The organism is Streptomyces tubercidicus, from assembly GCF_027497495.1.
Taxonomy (GTDB): Bacteria; Actinomycetota; Actinomycetes; order Streptomycetales; family Streptomycetaceae; genus Streptomyces; species Streptomyces tubercidicus.
Window position 1 is genome coordinate 3,194,169 of the sequence record NZ_CP114205.1, and the last position, 22,725, is coordinate 3,216,893.

Consider the following 22,725-nt stretch of genomic DNA (forward strand, 5'->3'; position numbering starts at 1 on the left):
CCCGCGCCCCACCGCGACGGCCCGCCACCACTTGTGCCGACAACCGGCACTCTGGACCCGAGAGGTCTTCTCGATGAAGCTTCGCCGTGCCCTGACGGCTGCCGCCGCGACGGCCGTCATAGTCCCCGCCGCGCTGCTGGCGGCCCCTGCCGCGTATGCGACCGGCCCCGAGACGGAGCCCGGCGCGAGCGCCGAGCCCACGCCGGGCACGCCTGGTCCGGAGCAGACCGACGCGCCCACCACGCAGCCGGAGACCCCGGACGCCGGTGACGAGAACGCGACGGACGACACCACGCCGGGTGACACCACCCCGGGCGACGACACCGAGCCCGGCGAGGAGACCGGGGGCGGTGACGGCACCGGGCCGACCACCCCGGCCACCCCCGGCGGCGACACCAAGCCGGGTGACTCGCCCAAGCCCTCCACCTCGGCCAAGCCCACCGAGCCGGGCGAGCCCGGTGACGAGGACGAGTGCACGGTCGATGACGCCGCCATCAAGGTGACCGTCGCCCACCTGCCCTCCAAGCTCGTCGCGGGCGGCGGCTGGCAGGGCTTCAGCGTGCGGCTGGCCAACACCACGGACCAGACGCTGGACGAGGTCTACCCGGTCATCTACGCGGTGCCGACCGGCGACATCGACCACCCCAAGTCGCAGCTCGACCTGGAGTACCAGAACCCGGACACCGGCAAGTGGACCTCGTTCGACGAGTGGACCGACGGGGAGTACTTCGGCTGGTTCCAGCTCGACGCGCACCAGACCGCCGAGTTGAAGATGCGGATTCGTGCCGACAAGGGCGCCACGGCCGGTGACGGCTTCGCGCTGGTGGCGGGCGACTACCAGAACCAGGACGGCTCCTGCGGCTGGTCCGAGGAGCGGTGGTACGACTTCACGATCCTGCCGGCCGGCAGCAACCCGGGCGAGATCCCGCCGGCCAAGCCCGGTAAGCCCGGCAACAAGCCCGGTACGCAGGGCGGCGGGAAGCCGGTCAGCACCGGTAAGCCGAAGGACGGCATGGACAAGCTGCCGGTGACCGGCAACCTGGCCGAGACCGGTGCCTCCTCCGCGCTGCCGACCCTCGGCCTCGCGGGCGGGGTCGCGATGGTCGTGGGCGCGGGCGCGATTTTCGCCGTCCGCCGCCGTAAGACGGACGGTGCGTCCGCCGCGTAACGGGAGGCGCAGAGCAGGAGGGCCGCGCCCGGTTCGGGGTGCGGCCCTCCGTCGTACGTGCGCAGGAGACGGTCTAGGAAAGCGACTTCTTCGGCGGTACCGGTGGAACGGCCAGGAAGGGCAGGTTCAGTGCGCCGAACGCGTCCTTGGGGACGGCGGGGCGGAGCGGCTCGACCGGGGACAGTCGGCGGTAGGCCCGGCCCGGGGCGGGGCGCGGGTCCGCCTCGCCCTTGTTGGGCCATAGCGACATCGCGCGCTCGGCCTGTGCGGTGATGGTCAGGGACGGGTTGACGCCCAGGTTGGCGGAGACCGCGGCGCCGTCGACCACGGAGATGCCCGGGTGGCCGTAGAGGCGGTGGTACGGGTCGATGACCCCGTGGTCGGCGTCGGTGCCGATCGGGCAGCCGCCCAGGAAGTGCGCGGTCAGCGGCGTCCCCATCAGCTCGCCGACGTTGCTGCCCGCGAAGCCGTTGATCTCCTGGGCGAGCAGGGTGGCCGCCTGCGTGGCCTCGGGGATCTGCTCGGGGTTCGGTGCGCCATGGCCCTGGCGGGCGGTGAGCAGGCCCTTTCCGATGCCGTCCGGCTTGCGGTAGGTCGTCAGGGAGTTGTCCAGCGACTGCATCACCAGGCCGATGATGGTGCGCTCCGACCAGCGGCGGTTGGAGAGTGAGCGGAGCAGCAGCAGTGGATGCCGCAGGCAGTGCGCGGCCCAGCGGGTGGCGCGCGAGCCGCGGCCGTCGACGGGCACCTGGAGGATGGACATCGCGCCCATCGCGTTCGAGCCCTTGCCGTAACGGACCGGCTCGATATGGGTGTGCGCGTCCGGGTGGATGGACGAGGTGATCGCGACCCCACGGGTGAAGTCGGCCTTGTTGCCGTGCCGTTGGCGGTAGCGGCGGTTGTCGGTCTGCGCGCCCACCAGCGCCTCGGAGTTCGTCCGGGTCAGCTCGCCCAGCTTGCCGGAGATACGGGGCAGCAGTCCGCTGTCCTTCATCTTGTGCAGCAGGGTCTGGGTGCCGTACGTACCTGCGGCGAGGACGACGCGGCGGGCAGTGAAGGTGCGACCCCGGCCCTTGCGCTTGTTGTCGGTGGGGAGGGTGGCGACGGCGAAACCGCCACGCGAGTCCTCGGTGACGGTGACGACCGAGGTCATCGGGTGGATGACGGCGCCGGCCCGCTCGGCCAGGTGGAGATAGTTCTCGTTGAGGGTGTTCTTGGCGCCGTGCCGGCATCCGGTCATGCACTCGCCGCACTCCGTACAGGCCCTACGGGCGGGGCCCCGGCCCCCGAAGTAGGGGTCGGGGACCTCCGTGCCCGGTGGAACCTTGGACGCCCCGTGCGCATCCTTGCCGTCCCCGAAGAAGACGCCCACCGGCGCGAGGTGGAAGGAGTCGCCGACGCCCATCTTGTCCGCGGTCTCCTTGAGGTGGACGTCGGAGGGCGTCATCGTCGGATTGAGGCGGACCCCCAGCATCCGCTTGGCCTGGTCGTAGTAGGGGGCCAACTCCTCCTGCCAGTCCGTGATGTCGCCCCACTGGCGGTCCTCGAAGAACTGCTTCGGGGGGACGTAGAGGGTGTTGGCGTAGTTGAGCGAGCCGCCGCCGACGCCCGCACCGGCCAGCACCATGACATTGCCGAGCAGATGCACCCGCTGGATGCCGTAGCAGCCGAGCGCCGGGGCCCACAGGTAGTTGCGGAGGTCCCAGGAGTTCTTCGGCAGGGTTTGCCGGGTGAAGCGGCGGCCGGCTTCCAGGACGCCGACGCGATAGCCCTTCTCGGTCAGCCGCAGTGCGGAGACCGAGCCGCCGAAGCCGGAGCCGACGACGAGCACGTCGTAGTCGTAGCCGTGGCCGTGGCCGTCGCCGCGATCCTCCTGGGCGTCCCGGGCGTGCGGGGCCTCCCGGCCGCAGTCCCGGTCGCCGTCCCGGTTGCCGTTGCCCTCCTGGTTGCCGTTGCCGTCCTGGTTTTGGGCAGAGTTCTCCTGGGGCACTGGCTCTCCCTGCGTTGGTCAGCGGAGCCGGAGCGCCTTCATCGCGCGCAGGCTGCGGCTCATGAACTGGGCGTACTTCTCGTCGGTCATGCCGAAGGACGGGGCGAGCGGCATCAGCCGCTGATGGGCGACGGTCTGTGCCTCGGTGTACTTGAGAATGCCCTCGGAGCCGTGCCGGCGGCCCAGGCCCGAGTCGCCCATCCCGCCCATCGGCGCCTGCACGCTGGCGTACCCGGCGGCGTAGGACTCGTTGACGTTGACCGTGCCCGTGCGCAGCCGGGCGGCGACCGCGCGGCCGCGGCGGCCGTCCTTGGTCCAGACGCTGGAATTCAGCCCGTACGGGGTGGCGTTGGCGAGCGCCACCACCTCGTCCTCGTCGCGGAACCGGTAGATGGACACGACCGGGCCGAAGGTCTCCTCGTCGCAGACCGACATCGGGGCCTGTACGCCGTCGAGGATGGTCGGCTCGTAGAACAGCGGGCCGATGTCGGGGCGGGGCCGCCCGCCGGCGACCAGCGTGGCGCCCTTGGCGACCGCCTCGTCGACATGGCGGGTGACGGTCTCCAGCTGGCGCTCACCGACCAGGGAGCCCATGTCGGCGCCATAGGCAAGGGAGTTGCCGAGCCGCATCGCCTTGGTCCGGGCGGCGAAGCGCTGGAGGAAGTCGTCGGCGATGGACTCATGGACGTAGAGCCGCTCGATGGAGATGCACAGCTGGCCGGCGGAGGCGAAGCAGCCGCGGACGGCACCGGAGGCGGCCTTCCCCACGTCGGCGTCCTTCAGCACCAACATGGCGTTCTTGCCGCCGAGTTCGAGCGAGACGCCGACCAGCCGGGCGGCGGCGCCCTGGGCGACCTCGCGGCCCGTACGGGTCGAGCCGGTGAACGAAACGTAGTCGGCGTGCGCGACGACGGCGGGGCCGACGACCGGGCCCTCACCGATCACGACCTGCCAGACGTCCTCCGGCAGCCCGGCCTCGATGAGCTGCTCGCGGGCCCACAGCGCGGTCAGCGCGGTCTCCGTGTCGGGCTTCATGACGACGGCGTTGCCCGCGACAAAGGCCGGCAGCGCGTCGCCGACGGAGAGTTCGAAGGGGTAGTTCCAGGGGGCTATCTGCCCGACGACGCCCCGGGGCTGGCGGAGTTCGGTGACCTTGGTGAGGGTCGGGACGACGCCGGTGCGGGCCTTGGGGCTGAGGTAGGAGGGGGCCTTGCGGCCGTAGTGGCGGGCGGTGACGGCGACCGCCTGGATCTCCTCGTGGGCGTGCAGCCGCGCCTTGCCGGTCTCCAGCTGGATCAGGTCGAGCACCTCGGCCTGGCGGCGCAGCACCAGGTCATGGAAGCGGAGCAGGACCGCGGCGCGCTGCTTGACCGGGACCTTCGCCCAGCGCTCCTGGGCGGCGCGGGCGCGTTCGAAGGCGGTGGCGACGTCCTCGGGGGTGGACTCCGGCAGATCGGCCAGCTTCTCCCCGGTGAAGGGGGTGTGGTTGGCCGTACGGCCTCCCCCACCCACCACACCGCGGGTCAGCCGGGCGGCGATCTCGGGGGTGACCACCTCGGCCGCGGTACGGGCGCCCGCGGGGGTCTGGGCGACCGGGTTGCCTCCCGTGGGGGCCTCGGCGGGGGCGTTGGCTACGGGGGCCGCGGGGGCGTCCGCGGGAGCCTCGGCGGGGGCCTCCGCGGCGGAGGCAGCTGTTCCGGTGTCCTGCGAGTCCGTCATGCGGGCGAGCGTATTCCTCCCCCGGCGCTTTGTGTACCCGGCAGTAATGAGTTTTCACGCGGCACGCACAATCGTGCCAGTGACCGCTGGCCGCAAGGGCGCCGGCCTGGGACGACCAGGAGGCCCGCGATCACGCCCCCGACAGCCGGAACGCGTCGAGCGCGGTGTCGAAGTGCCGCTTCGCCTCGGTACGCGAGCCGAGCGGGGCGGAGATCCACACATCGATCATCCGGCCGCCCTCGTCCCAGCTGAGGTCGTAGGTGTAGCGCGCACCGCCGTCCTGGGCGCTGCCGTCCCAGACGAACTCCCAGAGTCCGGCCTGGAGCCCATTGTGGGTGGTCTCGGTGACCCGCCCCCGACGGTAACCGCGGTAATCGGCGGGCCCCTTGGCGTCCGCCGCGCGCATCGCGCCCAGGGGGCCCTCCGGCACCTGCTTCTGTAGCTGGACGCCGATCCGGAAGCGCTTGCCCTGGGAGTAGTAGTAGACCCGGCCGTTCTCGTAGGAGCGGGTGAAGCCCTCCGGTACGGCGAGCGCGAAACCGGCCGGGTCGCCGACGAGTCGGTAGCCGGCCGGGACCTTGCCGGTGCCCCCGGAGGCGGGCGGCGCGGTGACGGTGGGTCGTGCGGTGGCGGTGGGTTGCGCCGTGCCGGAGTCGCCGCCCTGCGACGGCCCGGCGTCCGAGGTCTGCTGGGTCCGGCTGGGCCGGCCGCCCGTGCCGCCGCCGTCGCCGTTCTGGTTCATCAGCAGCACGGCGATGCCCGCGCCCGCGCCGCCGATCACCACCGCCGCGAGCGCGACCAGCAGGGCGGTGCGGGCGCGGCCGGTGTGCGGGCGGGCGGCCGCGGCCAGTGCCCGGTCGTCGAGGGCGTCCCGGATCGGCGTGCCTGGGGGGCGGGCGGCTGTACTGGCGGCTGTACGGGGGCTGGGTCTTCCGGTGGGGTCTTTGGGGGCGGGACGGGCGGCGGCGGTACGGCCGGGGGTGGACGGGTCCGGGGGCGGGGTGCCGGCGGCCGGGAAGTCCTCGCTGGGCGGGTGCTCAACGGGGGCGTGGTCGCCGGGCGGAGGCTCACCTGGCGGGCTGCCGTCGGGGGCGTCGTACAGCGGGGCGTGGACGTCGTGCCCGGCCCCGTGCCCCGGATGCGCCCCGTGCCCCGGATGCCCGCCATGCTCCCCGGCCCCCCGCACCGCCCCGCGTTCCGGCGCGCGGCCCGACTGCAGATAGCCGCGCAGCAGCCGCTCCGTCTCGGCGACGCCCAGCCGCCGGTCCGGCTCGCGCTCCAGCAGACCGTCCACAACGGCGTGCAACGGGCGGGCAGATTCGGGGAGTTCGATCTCGTCGTACACCACCGCGTGCAGCACCCCGCCCAACGAGTCTCGGTGGAACGGCGAGGCACCGCTGAGCGCGGCGCACAGTAGTACCCCGAGCGACCAGAGGTCGGCCTCCGGGCCGGTGCCGCGCCCGGCCATCCGTTCCGGCGCGGTGTATTCGGGCGAGCCGACGAAGCCGCCGGTGTCGGTCAGCGTCGTGACGCCGGGTACCTGGGCGATGCCGAAGTCGGTGAGCACGACCCGGCCACTGCCCGATTCCATCAGGACGTTGGCGGGCTTGATGTCGCGGTGCAGCACCCCATGGGCGTGCGCGGCGCGCAGCGCGCCCAGTAGTGCGACGCCGATCCGGGCCGCCTCGCGCGGGGCGACCGGTCCGCCGCTGTGCAGCCGGTCGGCCAGTGACGGGCCCTCCACCAGCTCCATCACGATCCACGGCCGGCCGTCCTGTTCGACGACGTCATGCACCACGATCACATTGGGGTGCTTGATCCGGGCGACGGTCCGCGCCTCCCGTATGGCCCGCTCACGCTGCACCTGCGCTTCGGGCTCGGCCGTTCCCTCGTCCAAGTGCAGTTCTTTGACGGCGACTTGACGCCCCAGTACTTCATCGGTGGCACGCCAGACCGTTCCCATTCCGCCGCGGCCCAGCCGTATTCCCAGGCGGTACCGGCCACCGATGAGTCTGTCCTCGCCCCCGAAGATCCCCATGGCCCCATCTTGCCGCACGACCGTCCTTCCGGCAGGGGCAGCGGCCCTCGTCCGGCCATGGTCATGCCCACCCCTGCCGCTGACCTGCTCCGCTGTGATCCACTGCCCGCATGGAGGCAGTTGCGGCAAGCGTGGTGGCCGTTCTGGGCACCCTGTTGGGCTCCGGCGTCACCCACGTCCTCCAGACCCGGGCCACCGACCGCAGCGAGCGGTTCGCCCGCGCGGAGCGGCTGCGGCAGGAGCGGACCGGCCGGGGAGCGGACCGGCCGGGAGGGGCACCGGACGGGAGCGGGACCACACGGGACGTGCGGACATGGGACGTGCGGACATGGGACGTGCGGACACGGGACATGCGGACACGGCAGCGGGACGACACGGGGGTGGAACCTCCACCGGCTCTCCTGCCGTCCTTGACACAGTGAGGCTGTTGTACGGGAACTGCCGGTACGGCGGCCACAAGAGGCGGATCGGGGGTCGGTCATGGTGATGCAGGACGGTGGAACGGTGGACGTCCGTCCGGGTCCCGGTCCGGGCCGGGCCGCTCCGGAGCACAGCGGCGCCTACCTCGCGACCGGGCTGTGCCTGACGCTGTACGCCGGTGTCCTGGGTGCCTGGACGGTCTTCGGCATCACCCAAGGGGACGGCAGCACCTGGGACTTCGTCGAGGGCCTGTTCAACCCGGGCGCCTCCCTCACGACCCAGATCCTCGGCCCGTACGAATGGTCCTTCACCGTCGCGTTTCTGGTGATCGCCGGGCTCACACTGGCCCAGCGGCGGGTGGCGCGCTCCGCGGCGCTGCTGTCCGGCTTCGTCCTGCTCGCTCTCTCCCTCCGCGAGGGCGTCGGCCTGCTCCACGCCGCCTACCGCCACCAGTACACCAACGACCCGCTGGGCAGCTGGGCGCTGGCCACCCGCGGTCTGGGCGTGGTGGTGGCGCTGGTCGTCCTGTTCTCGATGTTCCCGGCCACCGAGCGGCGGTGCGACGACCAGCCGCCGCTGGCCGGTGCGGCCGCCCCGGATGCCCAGTGGCGCCGCCTGTCCCGTATCTGCGGGGTGCTCTTCCTGATCATGGCCCTGGCGGAACTCGGCTGGGCGCTCCGCGACATGACGTCCGGCGGGACGGACACCGGCCGCTATCTGCGCGGGGTGGTCGACGGTTCGGTGCTCGGCGCCCTCGATCTCGCGGCGTCCGCCGAGTTCACCACCGTCGGCTCGGTCCTCGTATTGCTGATCCTCGGGGTGCTGGCCCTCCGGGGGCGCCGGGAAGTCCGGGGCGCGCTCCTGGTGTTCGCGGCGCTGGAGCTGTACATGACCGTACGCACGGTGGTGTGGCTGACCGTCTCCGACTTCTTCAACCGCTCCTTCGAAACCACCGAGGGCGCCTTGTCCATGGCCACAACGGCCTACGGCCTGGCCGCCATGACCTCCGTCGTCGTCCTGGCCACCGGCCGCGGCTTCGGCCCGTACGAGAGCCTCCGCCCGGAGGGGGTACGGGCGGCGGCGGTGGGGCGGGAGGGGTGGTTGTAGGGGCCTGCCCCGGCACCGCGCCGGGCCTGCCCACCCTCCCAGGGGCGTAGCGTGGACGGTGCGTCCGTCTTGTGGGGGTGGTCATGGAGTTGTTCCACGAGGAACCCGGTATCGGTGAGCGGGTCGCCCGGTTGCGGGCGCGGCGGAAGCTGACGCAAGAGGGGTTGGCCGAGCGGGCGGGGCTGTGTGTTGATGTCGTGCGCAAGCTTGAGCAGGGCGTGCGCCGGACGGCGCGGCTGACGACACTCAATGCGCTGGCCAGGGCTCTGGACGTGGAGCCGTCCGCGCTCGTCGGGCAGCCGGCCACCTTCGAGGTGCGCGGTGAGGGTGAGCAGCCCTCCGTTCTGGCGCTCCGTCAGGCCATCTCGCCGGTGTCCGACCTCCTGGGCGACGATCCGGACCCCGAGGATCCGCCCGGTATCGCGGCGCTACGGGCGTCGCTGCGTTCGACGGAGCGCATCCGTCGCGATGGACGGATGGGGGAAATCGGGGCGCTGCTCCCGCAGTTGATCAGGGATGCCAAGGCTGCGGCCCGCGCCACCACCGGGGCCGAGGCCGCCGCGGCGCACTCCGTCCTGGCCGAGGCCTACCAGGTGGCAGCGACGACGCTGACGGCGCTGGGCAAGGAGGACGCCGCGTTCACCGCCCTGGAACGGTCGATGGCCGCGGCTACCCAGGGGGACGATCCCCATCTGCAGACCGTGGGCTTCTCCAGCCTCGCCTGGGTCCTCACCAAACAGGGGCGGCTGGCCGATGCCGAACGCGTCGCGGTGAACGCCGCCGAACGCATCGAGCCGGGGTTCCGCTCCCCGCCGGTCGAACTGGCCCTGTGGGGCATCCTGCTGCTGCGTGCCGCGACGGCCGCGGTCCGTCTGGAGCGGCACGACACCGTACAAGACCTGCTCAATCTGGCGAGCGCGGCGGCGGCGAGGGTCGGTACGGACCGCCTCGATTACGCTACGCCGTTCGGGCCGACCAATGTGGGCGTGGCCAAGGTCAACTTCCTGGTGGAGATGGACCGGAGCCCCGAGGCGCTGCGGACCGCGCGCACCGTCCCCGAGCTGCATGCGCTCCCGCCGACCTGGCGTGCGCGGTTCCACGTGGACCGCGCCTTGGCCTTCGCCGACCTCCAGAAGGACGACGGCGCACTACAGGCGCTGCTCACCGCCGAACGCGCCGCGCCTGAGTGGATGCGCTACCACTCCACCAGCCGTCGTCTCGTGGCCGACCTCCGCCACCGTGAGCGGCGGCGCACCTCACCGCTCACGGAACTGGCCGACCGCCTCGGCCTGGACGGGTAGGACAGGGCGTCCCAGCGCCCGCGGAAAGTGGCACAGCGCGTCCCTGTGCGGGTCTTGCGCCGCTGCCTAGCGTGGCAGCGCCGTCGGCGATCGACGGCCCCCTGGCAGCCGCTCCAGGGCCGCCCAGGGGCCTTGCCCACCCGTCGAAAGCAGGTCGACGTGCCCCACGCTCTCCCCACCCGGCCCCGCCTCCGGGCGTACGCATCGGAGGCCATCCGATGACCAACCCACACCCCACCCCCCGCCGCCTCCCCTGGACCACCCCCGACAGCAAACCCTGCTTTCTGCTCACGGACCGGGAGGGCGGGGGATATGTCGCCCGGTACGCCGAAGACGTGGAGGCGATGCAACTCGGGATGGGGATCGGGTTGCTGGAGCATGCCGAGGATTTGATCGGCGATCCGGGGGCCACTGCACGGCAGTTGCGGTTTTTGTCGGTTCAGCTCAGTGCCGCGTTGAGGGATGCCGTGCGGGTCGCGGAGCGGCTGAGGGAGCGGCTGGAGGGCGGTGGAGAGCCGTCTGACCAGGGGTTTTGAGGGGACGACAGGTCGTTCTCCGGCGGTGCGGGGGAGATCCCCCTCCGAACCGCCCCCGCATGCCAAAGGCGGCCGCCGCGTGTGGGGGTCGCGGCGGCCGCCGATGTGAACTGCAACGCGTCCTGGGCTAGTGCCCCCTCCGGTGGTGCAGCATGAGAACCACTCTGCCCGTGGGGGCCTCCCCACGGCATCCTCCAGAGGTCGCGGGATCACCCCCGCCGCTCGGCGGGGGTGCGGGTCCGTCGCAGGGCGGTCCCGGGCGGGGGAACGGAATCGCGCAGCGCCGGGCGGTTCCTCGGGCTCGGTGGTGCGAAGGAGAAAGGGGCGGCCGGTGATCCGTGTCGCTGTGGTGGACGACGAGCGGCTGGTCAGATCGGGACTGCGGATGATTCTGGGGACCGCCCCGGACATCGAGATGGTCGCGGACTGCAGTGGCGCAGAGGCCGTGGAGACCGTCCTGGGCTGTGCGGCCGATGTCGTACTGCTGGACATCCGTATGCCGGACGTGGACGGGCTGACCGTACTCCGCCGGCTGCGCGCCGCCCCGGAGCCGCCCACGGTGGCGATGCTGACCACCTTCGACGCCCAGGAGTATCTGACCGCGGCGCTGCGCGAGGGCGCCGCCGGGTTCCTGCTGAAGGACTCCGATCCGGAGCAACTCGTACGGGCCGTACGGACGCTGGCGGAGGGCGGGAGCGTGCTCGATCCGGGTGTCACGCGTGCGGTGATCGGGGGCTATCTGACCGCCGAGGACCAGGCATCGGCGGCGCGGGCGGTCCGCGGGCTGACGCCGCGGGAGTCGGAAGTGCTCGCCCTGCTCGGTGAGGGCCTGGCCAACGCCCAGATAGCCGGCCGGATGGGGCTCGCCCCCAGTACGGTCAAGGACCATGTACGAGCCCTGTTGGGCAAGTTGGGCGGGATCAACCGCATCCAGGCGGCCATCGTCGCCGACCGCGCCGGCCTGGTCACGGGCGATCCCCGGGGGGCGTGGTGAGAGCGCGCGGCGGGCGCAGCCGTCTGCGGGCGCGCGCGGGGCGGGTGGTGGCCCGCGGGGAGGCGAAGGGGCAGGCGCTGGCGTGCGGGGCGCTCGGGCGGCGGCTGCGCGCCGCGGTCCCGCTCGGGGTCCCGGTGCTGCTCGCGATCGCCGACGCGATGCTGGTCAACGGCCTCGAACTCGACCTGGAGGTCGGTGTCTCGATGCTGGCCGCGGCGGCACTGCTGCTGCGCCGGCGCTTCCCGCTGCTGGTCTTCCTCTTCACGATCCCCGGGCTCTACATCGGCTACATCTGGTTCGCACCGATGATCGGGCTCTACACACTGGCCGTCCGCCGGCCCGGCCGGGCGCGGCTCGGCATCTGTGCGCTGCTGCTGATCGCCGCGCACTTCTTCCCGTATCCGATCACCGACTTCGAGCTCAATGTCTACCGCGAGAACACCCTGGTGCTGATCGACGCCAGCGTGACCGCGGCCGCGCCGATCGCCCTGGGCCTGCTGGTCCGCACCCGTCAGGAACTCGCCTCCCGTGTGGAGGATCTGACGCGCAGTCTGCGCCGGGAGGACCGGCTGCTCGCGGACCGGGTCAAAACCACCGAACGCGCCCGGCTGGCCCGTGAGATGCACGACGTGGTGGCCCATCAGGTCAGCCTGATCAGCCTGCAGGCGGGGGCGGTGCAGGTCAGCACGGAGGACCCGGCGGCGCGCGCGGGCGCCCGGACGATCCGGGAGCTGTCCGTACGGACGCTGGAGGAACTGCGGCACATGGTGGGCGTGCTGCGCGCCGACGGCGGCGAGTCGGCGGAGGCACACGGTCTGGCTCCGCAGCCGGACCTGGCGGAGCTGCCCCGGCTGATCGAGATGAGCGCGCTGGATGTGACGTACGAGGGCGGTGTGGCGGCCGGGGCGAGCGGCACGAAGACGGTGGAGCGGGCGGCCTTCCGTACGGTCCAGGAGGCGCTGACCAACATCCGCAAACATGCACCGGGGGCGCGGGTCCGGGTGCGGGTGGATCCGGTGGATGCCGTGGCCCCGGTGGATTCGGCGAGTTCAGTGGATCTGGCGGATTCGGGGCATCCGGCGGACGCGGGCGACCGGAGGGACCCGGTGGACGCGGTGCGGGTCGAGGGAGCCGTACGGGGCCAAGGAGCCGGACGGCCCAACGGGCCCAAGGAGAGCCATGCGGCGCACGGACTGCGGGTGGAGATCCGCAACGGCCCGCCGGACGCGGCGGCGGCGGTTCCCGCGCTTCCCGGGGGCGGGCACGGACTGGTGGGGCTGCGCGAGCGCGCCCAGAGCCTCGGCGGGACGCTGGAGGCGCGTCACACGTCCGACGGCGGCTTCGTCGTACGGGCGGAGTTTCCGTACGGAGCGGGATGAATCAGGCAGCGCGAGCGTGCGGAGGCGGATACGCAGCTACGAGGACTGAAGGGGCAGGGCCCGCGGCTTCAGGCGGAGAGCGGTGCGGCCGCCTCGTCGACGGCGGTGTGCAGGTCCGGGTAGACCTCGAAGAGCCTGCGCACACCCAGGGCGGCCAGTACGCGGTTGACGTGCGAGCCGTCGACGGCGCCCTGGGCGGGGAGGATCAGCCGCAGCCGCCCCTGACAGGAGCGCATCAGACGGCGGGCGGCGATCAGCACGCCGACGCCGCTGGAGTCGCAGAACCGCACCTCGGAGAGGTCGAGTACGACCGATCTCCGGCCGTCGGCCACCGCGTCGTGCACATGCTGGCGCACCGCGGGCGACGTGACCAGGTCCATCTCCCCGGACACCTGGAGTACGGCCCATGGGCCCTGTTCGTCCTCTGCCACCTTCAACGACACGCGCTCGAAGCCTTTCGCTCGCTTTCGGACCGGATGGGACCGGTGGTATCCGGAACTCATCCTTCCCCGCCTCGACTGCCCGGCCTCTCTCCCCTGAAACTCTTCCGAATCCTTGGCGCAACAGGCAGTACGCCTAAGGCTATGCCCCAGCGGCGGCACCTTTTCGCCGAGATCCGGTCACACACAGGTAACACATCACCGTGTGCGGACACGAACGATCGGCATCGATCGGCTTCGATCGGGCAGTATCGCCACAAAGCGAGGCCGGTCAGCGAGGCCGGCCGCCGTGCGGTCTCTACCATCCCCGTCCCCCTCGGGGCTCGGTTTGCGGCAAAGGAGCGTGCGTTGTCAGACCCGCGCATTACATTCGAGGGCACGGTGGCTTCCGTGATCGCGCACACAGCTCCGGGCGTGCGTGCGCGTGCAGGAGTGACGGGTGACGTGACGGCTGAGGAGTGAGCCCGGAGGCGACGGGCAGGGATGGGGTTCCTATGGGACACGACGCGCCACCGCGCTGGGACAGGCGGATGCAACAGCGGCTCGCTCATGGCGAGGCCGCGGCGCTGGGCGAGCTCTACGACCGCTTCGCCTCGCTCGTGCACAGCCTCGCCCACCGTGTCCTGGACGACGAGGACGCCGCCGACCGCCTCACCCGCGAGGTCTTCACCTACATCTGGGAACACCCTGATGCCTACGACCCCAAGCAGGGCCCGCTGCGCTCCTGGATCGCCGGTGTCACCCGCCACCAGGCCGTCCAGCGGCTGCGCCAGACCGAGTCGGCCTCGGCGCGCGACTACGGAGACGGTGCCCCGGCGCCCGCCGAGATAGAGCAGAAGATCCGCGAGGCCTCCACCGCAGCCCGCGCCGACTACATCGTCACGTCCATGCCCGCGCCTCTGCGGGCCGCACTGGAGCTGGCGTACTTCCAGCGCCGGGACTACCGCCAGACCGCCGCCGACCTCGGCGTCACGGAGGACGAGGCCCGGCGCCGGCTCCGTCTGGGCCTGCAACTGCTCTCCACCGCCCATCACCACCAGGCCCCGCCGCCCGGCCACCGCGCCCCGTACACCGCCCGCGGCCCGCGCTCCTCCCCCACGACGCCCGCCACGCCACCGGCACCGGCACCGCACCCTCCCCGCGGCCCGCGCCCGCCGCACGACCAGCACACCTGGCACACCGGCCCGGGTACCTCCGCGCCACCCGGCCCCGGCCATGGCAGGTCATGGTGACGGGCCCGGACCAGTGGGACGGCGGCGAGCTGCCCGGCGGCCCCGGTGAGCGGCCGCGGATACCGTCCCCGCGCTCCGCCGCCGAGGACCGCGGCCCGCTGCCGGATCCCCCGCCGCTGCCCGTCCGCGATCCGGTGAGCGACAGCGTCGGCCCCCTCCCGGAGGCCGGGTCCGGGGCCGAGCCGCCCGCCCCGGTGCCGCTCCCCGACCCGGCTCCCGCCCCGCCGCACCGGGTCCTCAAGTCGCTGCTCGGCGCCTGGGCCCTGTCGGCCTGCTCCCCCGAGGAGACGGCCGCCGTAGAGGCGCATCTGACCGACTGCGCCTCCTGCGCGGACGAGGCGCTGCGGCTGCGCGACGCCGTCGGACTGCTGCACCCCGCGGACAGCCTCGATCTCGATCCGCTGCTGCGCTCCCGCGTCCTGGAGGGCTGCCTGGGCCGCCGACCGGCCCGTATCCCGGTGCCCGACTGGGCTTCGCCATACGACGCGGAGACCGCCAAGCTGGATGCGCTGCTGCATGACATGGGCGAGGCGGAGTGGCGCGCTCCGGTGCGGTTGCGCTGGTTCGAGGGCGAGCGCCCCGTCGAACGGGAGACCACCGTCGCCGGTGTCATGGGGCATCTGATGGCGGTGGACGGCCTGGTCGCGACGGCGCTCGGGCTGACCGACCCGCTCGGCACCGCCGCCCCGCCCGGCGCCCCGGACCCTCTCGTCCGTACGGAAACGTTCTGGCGCGCGGCGCACGAGACGGAGCACCCGCTCGCCGTGCACGCCCCGTGGCGCGACCAGAGCTACGCACTGATGCGGCAGGTGTCGTTCGCCGGGAGCAGGGTCGCCGAACTCGCCGTCCCCTACGGCGACTTCCGGCTCCCGCTGCGCGACGCGTTCCTGGACCGCGCCTTCGAGTGCTGGGTGCACGCCGGCGACATCGCGGAGGCGGTGGACTATCCGTACGTTCCCCCGGCGTCCGGGCATCTCCATCAGATGGTCGACCTCGCCGCCCGGCTGCTGCCCAGTGCGCTGGCCGACCGCCGCCGGGCCGGGCTCGCCGCGCCGCCGCAGCGGCTGGTCGAGGCGGGCGCCCCGGGCCGTACGCTCCATCTGGAGGTCGAGGGCAGCGGCGGTGGCCACTGGTACATAGCGCTGGACTCACCGGCCGCCCTGGGCACCGCGGAGCGCACCGTCGCGCATATCGCCCTGGACAGCGACGAGTTCTGCCAGCTGGCCGCGGGCCACATCTCCCCCGAGGAGGCCGCCGCGGGCCAGGATGGCGAACGCGACGCGATCCGCGAGGTGCTCTTCGCGACCGCGTCGCTGTCCCGGCTCTGAGCGGGTCCCCGAGGGGGGCGTCGAACGGATCCCGTAGGGGGGCCGGACGCCCCCTCGGGGCCACAACGGGACGGGGGTGGAGGGTATTCCCGGGCGGCGGGTCCGGCGGCCGGGCCGGGCGGCGGGCCCAGCGGCCAGGCCGCCCCGGCCCGCCCGCACGCGCCTACGCGAAAACGACCGTCCGGCTGCCGTTCAGCAGTACCCGGCGCTCGCTGTGCCACTTCACGGCCCGTGCCAGGGCCTGGCACTCGACGTCGCGGCCGATCGCCACGAGCTGGTCCGGCGTGACGTCATGGCCGACCCGCTCGACTTCCTGCTCGATGATCGGGCCCTCGTCGAGGTCGGCGGTGACGTAGTGCGCGGTGGCGCCGATGAGCTTCACGCCGCGGGCGTGCGCCTGGTGGTACGGCTTGGCGCCCTTGAAGCTCGGGAGGAAGGAGTGGTGGATGTTGATGATCCGGCCGGACAGCGCCTTGCACAGATCGTCGGAGAGCACCTGCATATAGCGGGCGAGGACCACCAGCTCGACGTTCTCCTCCGCCACCAGCTCCTGCAGCCGCGCCTCGGCCTGGGCCTTGGTGTCGCGGGTGACCGGAATGTGGTGGAAGGGGATGTCGTACGAGCCGACCAGCTCGGCGAAGTCCGTGTGGTTGGAGACCACGGCCGCGATCTCCACCGGCAGCGCGCCGATCCGGAAGCGGAACAGCAGGTCGTTGAGGCAGTGCCCGAACTTGGACACCATCAGGATGACCCGCATCTTCTCGTCGGCCCGGTGGATCTGCCAGTCCATGCCGAAGGAGTCACCCACCGCCGCGAAGCTGGCCCGCAGCTTGTCGACGCTCACCGAGCTGTCCGCGCTGAAGTGGACCCGCATGAAGAACAGCCCGGTGTCGTGGTCGCCGAACTGCTGGCTGTCCTCGATGTTGCAGCCGGTGATGAAGAGGTAGCTGGACACGGCGTGCACGATGCCCTGCTTGTCCGGGCAGGACAGGGTGAGGACGTACTGATCGTTCCGATCGTGCGGACCGGACTGGGTGGTGGGCTGGGACTCGCTCATGACCTCATAGGGTCGCACACCTGCGGAGCAGGTCAGGCCGGGGCGTCCGCCTGACCGGTCATGATGGCCAGCACCTCCAGCGAGCGCGGCGCGGCCTCGGGGTCCTCCCCGTCCGCCGCGGCCAGCTGCACATGGGCCTCACGGGCCGCCCGTACGGCCTCCGGCCAGCCCTGGTGCGCCATGTACGCGGTGACCGGGGCGTCCGCACCGACCTGGTGCATGATCCGCAGCACACGCAGCACGGCGACATCGACGAGCTGGGCTTCCTGGGCGTCCCGGAAGATCGTGCCGACGTATTTCTCGGCGGACCAGTTGTCCAGCCAGGTGTCCTCGACGAGCCGGTAGACGGCGTCGGTGACATCTCCGTATCCGGGACGGCCGGCCAGCCAGGTCTCCTGTTGGAAGACGGGGTCGGAGAGCATGTGCAGCGCGGAACGCACATTGCTGCGCCAGCGCCACCACGGCATGTCGTTGAGTGGCATACCGCCCATGGTGGTCGAGCGGCGGCCGCGACGGGAAGACTTCTCCGAACCTTGCACAGTATTGGATCGTACGTTCCGCCCGGACGATCTCGCGCAGCCCCCCGGAGTTCACCTTCACGCCACCATCCGTTGCCTTGTCGTCACTCACCCGTTCCTGGGGTGACGGAAGGCTGCGGTGTCATGACCGGACGGCGACGCTCCTCCCCCCGCCCCTTTGCCCAGGCGCCCGCGGTCGGTGCGGCAGTGGCATGTACGGCGGTCATCGCGTCGCTGCTCTCGGGCTGCGGTTCCCTCCCCGGAGTCTCCGGCGGTTCCGGGGAGAAGGACCCGATCACGGTGATGACCTGGGCTCCCGAGGACACCAAGGCGACCAATATGCCGGGCATGCCGGCCATGGCGCAGGCCTACGCCCGCTGGGTCAATTCCCGGGGCGGCATCAGGGGCCACCACCTACGGGTGCTGACCTGCAACGAGCAGAATGACTCGGTGGCCGCCGCACAGTGCGCCCAGCGCGCGGTGGACCGCGGCGCGGTCGCCGTCGTCGGCTCCTACAGCCAGTTCGGCCGCGCGTTCATGTCGCCGCTGGAGGTCAAGGGCATCCCCTTCATCGGCGGCTACGGCGCCTCGGACGAGGAGTTCGAGAGCCCGCTGTCCTACCCCGTCAACGGCGGCCAGGCCTCGCTGCTCGCCGGGAACGGCCGCCAGTTGGCGCGCGACTGCCGGCGCGTCGCGCTGGTCCGCCCGGACACCATCCAGGGCGACCAGATGCCGTCCCTGCTCAACTCCGGACTGGAGAGCGGCAGTCGGCACCCGGCCAAGGACATCAAGGCGCCCGAGGACGGCACCGACTACTCGTCCGAGGTGAACCGCGCCCTGGACGGCGTGGGCGCCGACCCGGCCGTGTACGGCACGTCGAAAGCCGGCGGTAAAGCGGAGGGCTCCTGTGTGACCGCCTCGCTCGGCGATCACACCGATGTGTTCTTCGACTCGTTCCGGCGGCTCCAGGAAGACAGCCCCAAGGTGCGGGTCGCCTCCGTCTTGGGCAGCGTCGGCCAGGCGCTGGTAAACCGTACGGGCGGCAGATCCGGGCCGTTCGAAGGCGCGGACATCACCGGCTGGTATCCGGTTGCCGGCGATTCGCGCTGGGCACCGATGCGCAAGGTCATCCATGACTTCGCGTTCAACGACAACCGCATCGACCCCGCCGACCAGGGCGTCCAGACGACCTGGATCGCCTACACCGTGCTGCGTTCGATGATCGAGCAGCTCGATGACAAGGGCGTCGAGGACATCACCCCGCACTCCCTGCAGACGGCGCTGGACAGCGGTGACCGCGCCGTCGACACCGGCGGGCTGACCCCGAAGCTGAGCTGGCGCGAGGACGACATGCTCGCCGTCCAGGACTTCCCCCGCATCGTGAACGGGACGGTGACCTACCAGGTCGTCCGGGACGGCGAGTTGGTCGCCGCCCAGCACGGCTTTGTGAACGTCACCAAGACGCTGGAACGGCGGCGCGCGGACAGCTGAGCGGGCGGCGGCCGAGCGGGCGTCAGCGAGCGGGCGGACAGCCGAGCGGGGGTACGCCGGGCGGTGGCCCGGTGGCGCCCGGCCTGGCGCCCGGACCCGGTCAGAGCTGCTCGGGGCGGCGCTCCGTCAGGCCGTACTTCTTGGCGAGCGGGTTCCAGATCTGCGCCGCCTGCCTCTTGGCGACGGTCGCCTGACCGCTGGCCGTGTTGCCCTGGGCGGTCTGTCCGGTGTTGCGGGCCTTGCCCTTGTGGCAGCCCTTCTTGCCGCCGACCTGTCCGGCCCAGGCCGCGTAGTGGTTGTCCGCGGACGCCGAGGACTGCCACGCCTTGGTCAGCGCGGCGGTCAGCTGGGCGTGGTTCGGGATCTTGTCCACGGGCAGCTGCTGCAGCCGCTTCACCAGGTTGTTGCGCTGCCCGGCCGCGGCCCGCAGGTCCTTGGCCGCGCCGCCGAGGTTGTCACAGGACCGGATGCTGTTGACGGCATTGATCACCGAGGAGCGGCTGTTGTTGCTGTCGCCCAGCAGTGCGTCCAGCCCCTTGGCCTGCTTCTCGGCCGGATCGGTGCTGGGCGTCGACTTCGGCTTCTCCGGGTCCTTGGCTTCCTTGGTCGCGTCGGCACCGGAGCCCTGCTTCTTCGCGGTGCCCTCGCTGTCGCCGCCGCCGCTCAGCGCCCAGCCGAGGCCGAGGCCGGCGCCCGCGAGCGCCACGATGACGATGCCGACGATCGCGAGCGGGGGGAGCCGACGGCGCCCGCTGCCGCCGTCATCGTCGAACGTGGGCCGCTGACTGTAGTTGCCGCCGGGCGGGAACTGCTGTCCATAGCCCTGGCTCTGCTGCCCGTACGGCGGGCCGCCCTGATCGTCGAAACGGGGCAGTTGGGCGGTGGAGTCCGGGGCGGCGGCCGGTCCGGCCTGACCGGGCCCGCCCGGCCCGTCGCGGAACAGGCCGTCGAACTCGGACGGGGTGGGACGGTCGCCGGGCGCGCCGGGGTGCCCGCCGTACGACGCACCAGGAGGCGGGGGCGGCGCACCGGCGCCCACCGGGGGGATGAGCTGGGTGGCCTCGCCGTCGCCCGCGCCCTGGGCGCCGGGCATCGGCTGGGACTGCGGCATCGGGCGGCCCTGGGACCCGCCCTGCGTCGGCTTGATCGCGCGCAGCATGGTCGTGGACTCGTCGGGCGTCTCGGGGCGCGAGGCCGTCTCGGGCGGCAGCGGCGCGCCGCCGTGGCCGCCGGGGCCGCCGGACGTGCCACCGATGGGTGGTATCAGCGCGGTGGGCGCCGCGTCGTCCGTGGCGGGCGGCAGCGGCGCACCGGTCTGCGGGGTCGCCCGCACCAGCTCTCCGGACTGGCCCTGGGGCAGCTGCCCGTAGTGGTGTTGCGGCTGCTGGGTTTGCTGCGGCTGCTGGGCCTGCTGCCCGTACGGCTGTTGCGGGGGCTGCTGGCCGTACGGCTGCTGCCCCTCGGGGGGAAGTGCGCCGGGCGCGCCCTGGCCGGGCTGTGCGCTGGGCGGCAGGAGCGCCGTCGCCTCGGCGTCGAAGCCGGGCTGCGGCTGCGGGGCGGCGGGCTGCTGCTGGGGCGCCTGCGGCGGCGCCGAGGGCGGCATGGCCGGTGCGGCCGACTGCTGTCCCTGGGGCGGCGGCGGGAAGCCCTGACCGCCACCCTGCGACTGCTGCGGCAGCAGGCCCTGCGGGGTCGACGGCTGCGCCGGGGCGTAGCCCTGCTGCGGGCCTTGCCCGTAACCCTGCTGCGGCTCTTGGCCGTAACCCTGCTGCGGCTCTTGCCCGTAACCCTGCTGCGGGTTCTGGCCGTAGCCCTGCTGCGGGGCGGGCTGCCCCTGGGCGGGCTGCCCCTGGGCGGTCGCCTCGTCGTAGGACTGCGGGCCGGGGGCGGCCTGCTGGCCGGGGCCCCAGGGCTGGCCCCATGGCTGGCCGGCCGGCGGCGCGGCCTGCTGGTCGGGCACCCACGGCTCACCGTTGGCGGGCAGCACAATGCCCTCTCGCGCGGGACCGGCCGCAGAATTCTGCGGGTCGTGGCCCTGTCCGCTCTGCGTCACCGTGACTCCTACCAACGTGCAGACCTACGGAATCGTCGGCTGCACGCTACCGGGTCGCAGCAACGTTCGACCACGTCGCCTGGTCACCGCCCCTGCCCGCCCCCGGAACACCCCGGCGGCCCCGGTCATCCGGACCGCCCGGCACCCCCTGACAAACCCGGCGCGGCACGACAAAGCAGGCCCTGTCCCTGTATTGAGACGTCGCTCACGCCGCCCTGGCCAGCACATACGGTGCTCACGCCGCCGTGGCCCGCAGCTCCAGTCGGGCACTGAATTCCCGCACCACCGGTTCGTCCCGATACGGCTCCAAACGCAGCTGGAAGTCCTCCAGATACTCCGCGCCACGATCCGAACGCAGTCCGCTCAGCAGCTCGACCGCCTGGTTGCCCGTATGGCAGGCCTGCTCCACCTCGCGCTGTTGTGCCTGGGCACCGGCCAGCAGCAGCAGACCGATGGCCCGGCGCCGGGCCCGGCCGTCCGGATGGCCGTCCAGCGCCTCCTGCGCCTGCTGCGCGGCGGGTCCGGGCTGCCCCAAATCCCGGTGGCAGTGGGCGAGTTCATCGGCCAGGTATGCCTGGTCGAAATGGGCGATCCAGACGGGGTCGTCGCCCGCGTCGGCGGCCGCTTCGGCGCGCTCCAGGGCGGCGACCGCCCGGCCGGCCACCGTCTGGAAGGCCCGCCCGTCGCCCATCAACGCATGCCCGCGCGCCTCCGCGGCGCAGAACATCGCCTCCGCGCGCGGGGTGACATGACCACGGGCGCCCTCCTGCGCGGCGCGGGCGAGCTGGGCGATCTCCCGTGGATTGCCGAGCGAGGCGGCGAGATGGCTCATGCTCGCGGCGAGCACATAGCCGCCGTAGCCGCGGTCACCGGCGGCCTGCGCCAGCCGGAGCGCCTGGATGTAGTAGCGCTGGGCGAGGCCCGGCTGGCCGGTGTCGACGGCCATATAGCCGCCCAGTTCTGTCAACCGCGCGACGGCGGCGAAGAGTTCGCGCCCCACGGACTCACGGTACGAACCGGCCAGCAACCCGGAGACCACGCTGTTGAGGTAGTGCACGACGACCGGTCTGACATGCCCGGCGCCGAAACGGTGGTCGAGCTCGCCGAGCGCCGTGGTCATCGCGCGGACCGCCTCGACGTCCGAGATCCCGACCCGGGCACCGGCGTTCCGGGCGACCTGGGTGTCCGCCCCGGTGATCAGCCAGTCGCGGCTGGGCTCCACCAGGGCGGACGCCGCGACCGTGGAGCCGCTGAGGAAGTCGCGCCGACCGACATCGCTGCGCCACAGCTCACAGACCTGCTCGATCGCCCCGAGGACGGTCGGTGAGAACTGCAGCCCCACACCGGACGCGAGGTTCTTGCCGTCGGCCATCCCGATCTCGTCGATGGTGACCGTGCGCCCCAGCTTGCGCCCCAGCGCCTCCGCGATGACCGCCGGGGCGCGGCCCCGTGGTTGCTGGCCGCGCAGCCACCGGGCAACGGAGGTCTTGTCGTAGCGGAGGTCGAGACCGTGCTCCGCACCGCACATGTTGACGCGGCGGGCGAGCCCCGCGTTGGAACAGGCGGCTTCCTGAATCAGCGCCTGCAGCCGTTCGTTGGGCTGCCGTGCGACGAGTGGCCTGGCGGCCATGCTTGTACCCCCTGCTGTACCGCTGTGCGTTCACCGTCGAACGCCGTTCCCCGTGATCGATTCCCCAGGAATATGCCGGATATCCGAGAGATCCCGAATATGCGCGATAGGAGGGATCGGTGTGATATGCGCTCCGCAGCGAGCGCCGGTGGTGAGCGGTGGTGCGCCCTGTCCGGTGCGTCCTCGATGCCAAGTGCCGTTCACGGGTGGGGAAGGCCGCGCGGTGCCGTGCACAGATCGCGGCGCCGCCGTGCCGGGCTCCCCCGGGTGCACCGCGGACTGCCGCCGGGCGGTCCCTCCGCCCGTCAGGCAGGTGGCTACCCG

The 22,725-nt window shown here is 72.4% G+C and carries 18 protein-coding genes; 10 read left to right on the forward strand and 8 right to left on the reverse strand.

Annotation, left to right across the window (positions count from 1 at the left end; genetic code table 11):
• Window positions 1-73 precede the first annotated feature (73 nt).
• Window positions 74-1,168 (forward strand): LPXTG cell wall anchor domain-containing protein, encoded by a 1,095-nt coding sequence (locus tag STRTU_RS13630; RefSeq protein ID WP_159743786.1) that lies wholly within the window; start codon window positions 74-76, stop codon window positions 1,166-1,168.
• Between the two features lie 73 nt (window positions 1,169-1,241).
• On the opposite strand, the gene STRTU_RS13635 is transcribed toward STRTU_RS13630, so the two are convergent.
• From STRTU_RS13635 to STRTU_RS13645, 3 genes are all read right to left on the reverse strand, one after another.
• A complete protein-coding gene (locus tag STRTU_RS13635) occupies window positions 1,242-2,999 on the reverse strand; it encodes a GMC family oxidoreductase (RefSeq protein WP_167539240.1) in 1,758 nt (585 codons plus the stop codon).
• A gap of 177 nt (window positions 3,000-3,176) precedes the next feature.
• Complete coding sequence (locus STRTU_RS13640) at window positions 3,177-4,877, reverse strand: succinic semialdehyde dehydrogenase (protein WP_159743788.1); 1,701 nt, start codon at window positions 4,875-4,877, stop codon at window positions 3,177-3,179.
• Window positions 4,878-5,007: 130 nt separating this feature from the next.
• Window positions 5,008-6,915, reverse strand: a complete 1,908-nt coding sequence (locus STRTU_RS13645) for a serine/threonine-protein kinase (RefSeq protein ID WP_159743789.1) — start codon at window positions 6,913-6,915, stop codon at window positions 5,008-5,010.
• Between the two features lie 110 nt (window positions 6,916-7,025).
• On the opposite strand from STRTU_RS13645, the gene STRTU_RS13650 reads away from it, so the two are divergent.
• The 6 genes from STRTU_RS13650 to STRTU_RS13675 all read left to right on the forward strand — a co-directional run bounded on the left by STRTU_RS13650 (window position 7,026) and on the right by STRTU_RS13675 (window position 12,652).
• A complete protein-coding gene (locus STRTU_RS13650; RefSeq protein ID WP_159743790.1) occupies window positions 7,026-7,337 on the forward strand; it encodes a hypothetical protein in 312 nt (103 codons plus the stop codon).
• Window positions 7,338-7,395: 58 nt separating this feature from the next.
• The gene (locus STRTU_RS13655; protein WP_159743791.1) at window positions 7,396-8,442 is read left to right on the forward strand and encodes a hypothetical protein; all 1,047 of its coding nucleotides are present in this window, start codon (window positions 7,396-7,398) and stop codon (window positions 8,440-8,442) included.
• An 83-nt stretch (window positions 8,443-8,525) separates the two neighbouring features.
• On the forward strand, window positions 8,526-9,743 hold the full coding sequence (locus STRTU_RS13660) for a helix-turn-helix domain-containing protein (RefSeq protein ID WP_159743792.1): 1,218 nt from the start codon (window positions 8,526-8,528) through the stop codon (window positions 9,741-9,743).
• Window positions 9,744-9,961: 218 nt separating this feature from the next.
• Window positions 9,962-10,279 carry a hypothetical protein gene (locus STRTU_RS13665; protein ID WP_159743793.1) on the forward strand — a complete coding sequence of 106 codons (318 nt, stop codon included), beginning with the start codon at window positions 9,962-9,964 and terminating at the stop codon, window positions 10,277-10,279.
• Between the two features lie 331 nt (window positions 10,280-10,610).
• Window positions 10,611-11,273 (forward strand): response regulator, encoded by a 663-nt coding sequence (locus tag STRTU_RS13670; protein WP_159743794.1) that lies wholly within the window; start codon window positions 10,611-10,613, stop codon window positions 11,271-11,273.
• A complete protein-coding gene (locus tag STRTU_RS13675) occupies window positions 11,267-12,652 on the forward strand; it encodes a sensor histidine kinase (RefSeq protein WP_371873592.1) in 1,386 nt (461 codons plus the stop codon). Before STRTU_RS13670 ends, STRTU_RS13675 begins: the two co-directional genes overlap by 7 nt.
• 68 nt (window positions 12,653-12,720) lie before the next feature.
• On the opposite strand, the gene STRTU_RS13680 is transcribed toward STRTU_RS13675, so the two are convergent.
• Window positions 12,721-13,095 (reverse strand): STAS domain-containing protein, encoded by a 375-nt coding sequence (locus STRTU_RS13680; RefSeq protein WP_042147378.1) that lies wholly within the window; start codon window positions 13,093-13,095, stop codon window positions 12,721-12,723.
• 491 nt (window positions 13,096-13,586) lie between these two features.
• Between STRTU_RS13680 and STRTU_RS13685 the strand changes: the two genes are divergently transcribed.
• Together STRTU_RS13685 and STRTU_RS13690 are read left to right on the forward strand one after the other, a co-directional pair.
• The gene (locus STRTU_RS13685; protein ID WP_159743795.1) at window positions 13,587-14,324 is read left to right on the forward strand and encodes a sigma-70 family RNA polymerase sigma factor; all 738 of its coding nucleotides are present in this window, start codon (window positions 13,587-13,589) and stop codon (window positions 14,322-14,324) included.
• A complete protein-coding gene (locus STRTU_RS13690; RefSeq protein ID WP_159743796.1) occupies window positions 14,318-15,652 on the forward strand; it encodes an anti-sigma factor family protein in 1,335 nt (444 codons plus the stop codon). The genes STRTU_RS13685 and STRTU_RS13690 overlap by 7 nt, the downstream gene beginning before the upstream one ends.
• A gap of 163 nt (window positions 15,653-15,815) precedes the next feature.
• On the opposite strand, the gene purU is transcribed toward STRTU_RS13690, so the two are convergent.
• The gene (purU, locus tag STRTU_RS13695; RefSeq protein ID WP_159743797.1) at window positions 15,816-16,709 is read right to left on the reverse strand and encodes a formyltetrahydrofolate deformylase; all 894 of its coding nucleotides are present in this window, start codon (window positions 16,707-16,709) and stop codon (window positions 15,816-15,818) included.
• Between the two features lie 32 nt (window positions 16,710-16,741).
• Window positions 16,742-17,200 (reverse strand): SCO4402 family protein, encoded by a 459-nt coding sequence (locus STRTU_RS13700; RefSeq protein ID WP_159746913.1) that lies wholly within the window; start codon window positions 17,198-17,200, stop codon window positions 16,742-16,744.
• Between the two features lie 171 nt (window positions 17,201-17,371).
• On the opposite strand from STRTU_RS13700, the gene STRTU_RS13705 reads away from it, so the two are divergent.
• The gene (locus tag STRTU_RS13705) at window positions 17,372-18,718 is read left to right on the forward strand and encodes an ABC transporter substrate-binding protein (RefSeq protein WP_159743798.1); all 1,347 of its coding nucleotides are present in this window, start codon (window positions 17,372-17,374) and stop codon (window positions 18,716-18,718) included.
• Between the two features lie 100 nt (window positions 18,719-18,818).
• On the opposite strand, the gene STRTU_RS13710 is transcribed toward STRTU_RS13705, so the two are convergent.
• Together STRTU_RS13710 and STRTU_RS13715 are read right to left on the reverse strand one after the other, a co-directional pair.
• Window positions 18,819-20,771 carry a hypothetical protein gene (locus STRTU_RS13710; RefSeq protein WP_308789374.1) on the reverse strand — a complete coding sequence of 651 codons (1,953 nt, stop codon included), beginning with the start codon at window positions 20,769-20,771 and terminating at the stop codon, window positions 18,819-18,821.
• A gap of 235 nt (window positions 20,772-21,006) precedes the next feature.
• Window positions 21,007-22,401, reverse strand: coding sequence for an NsdA family TPR-like regulatory protein (locus STRTU_RS13715; RefSeq protein ID WP_159743799.1), 1,395 nt, complete (start codon window positions 22,399-22,401; stop codon window positions 21,007-21,009).
• Between the last annotated feature and the right edge of the window lie 324 nt (window positions 22,402-22,725).

Bases quoted from the DNA above. Each gene is read 5' to 3' on its own strand.
- STRTU_RS13660 (WP_159743792.1), top strand. From the start codon at position 8,526: ATGGAGTTGTTCCACGAGGAACCCGGTATCGGTGAGCGGGTCGCCCGG.
- STRTU_RS13665 (WP_159743793.1), top strand. From the start codon at position 9,962: ATGACCAACCCACACCCCACCCCCCGCCGCCTCCCCTGGACCACCCCC.
- STRTU_RS13715 (WP_159743799.1), bottom strand. From the start codon at position 22,401: ATGGCCGCCAGGCCACTCGTCGCACGGCAGCCCAACGAACGGCTGCAG.
- STRTU_RS13705 (WP_159743798.1), top strand. From the start codon at position 17,372: ATGACCGGACGGCGACGCTCCTCCCCCCGCCCCTTTGCCCAGGCGCCC.
- STRTU_RS13645 (WP_159743789.1), bottom strand. From the start codon at position 6,915: ATGGGGATCTTCGGGGGCGAGGACAGACTCATCGGTGGCCGGTACCGC.
- purU (WP_159743797.1), bottom strand. From the start codon at position 16,709: ATGAGCGAGTCCCAGCCCACCACCCAGTCCGGTCCGCACGATCGGAAC.
- STRTU_RS13685 (WP_159743795.1), top strand. From the start codon at position 13,587: ATGGGACACGACGCGCCACCGCGCTGGGACAGGCGGATGCAACAGCGG.
- STRTU_RS13630 (WP_159743786.1), top strand. From the start codon at position 74: ATGAAGCTTCGCCGTGCCCTGACGGCTGCCGCCGCGACGGCCGTCATA.
- STRTU_RS13640 (WP_159743788.1), bottom strand. From the start codon at position 4,877: ATGACGGACTCGCAGGACACCGGAACAGCTGCCTCCGCCGCGGAGGCC.
- STRTU_RS13650 (WP_159743790.1), top strand. From the start codon at position 7,026: ATGGAGGCAGTTGCGGCAAGCGTGGTGGCCGTTCTGGGCACCCTGTTG.
- STRTU_RS13690 (WP_159743796.1), top strand. From the start codon at position 14,318: ATGGTGACGGGCCCGGACCAGTGGGACGGCGGCGAGCTGCCCGGCGGC.
- STRTU_RS13655 (WP_159743791.1), top strand. From the start codon at position 7,396: ATGGTGATGCAGGACGGTGGAACGGTGGACGTCCGTCCGGGTCCCGGT.
- STRTU_RS13700 (WP_159746913.1), bottom strand. From the start codon at position 17,200: ATGGGCGGTATGCCACTCAACGACATGCCGTGGTGGCGCTGGCGCAGC.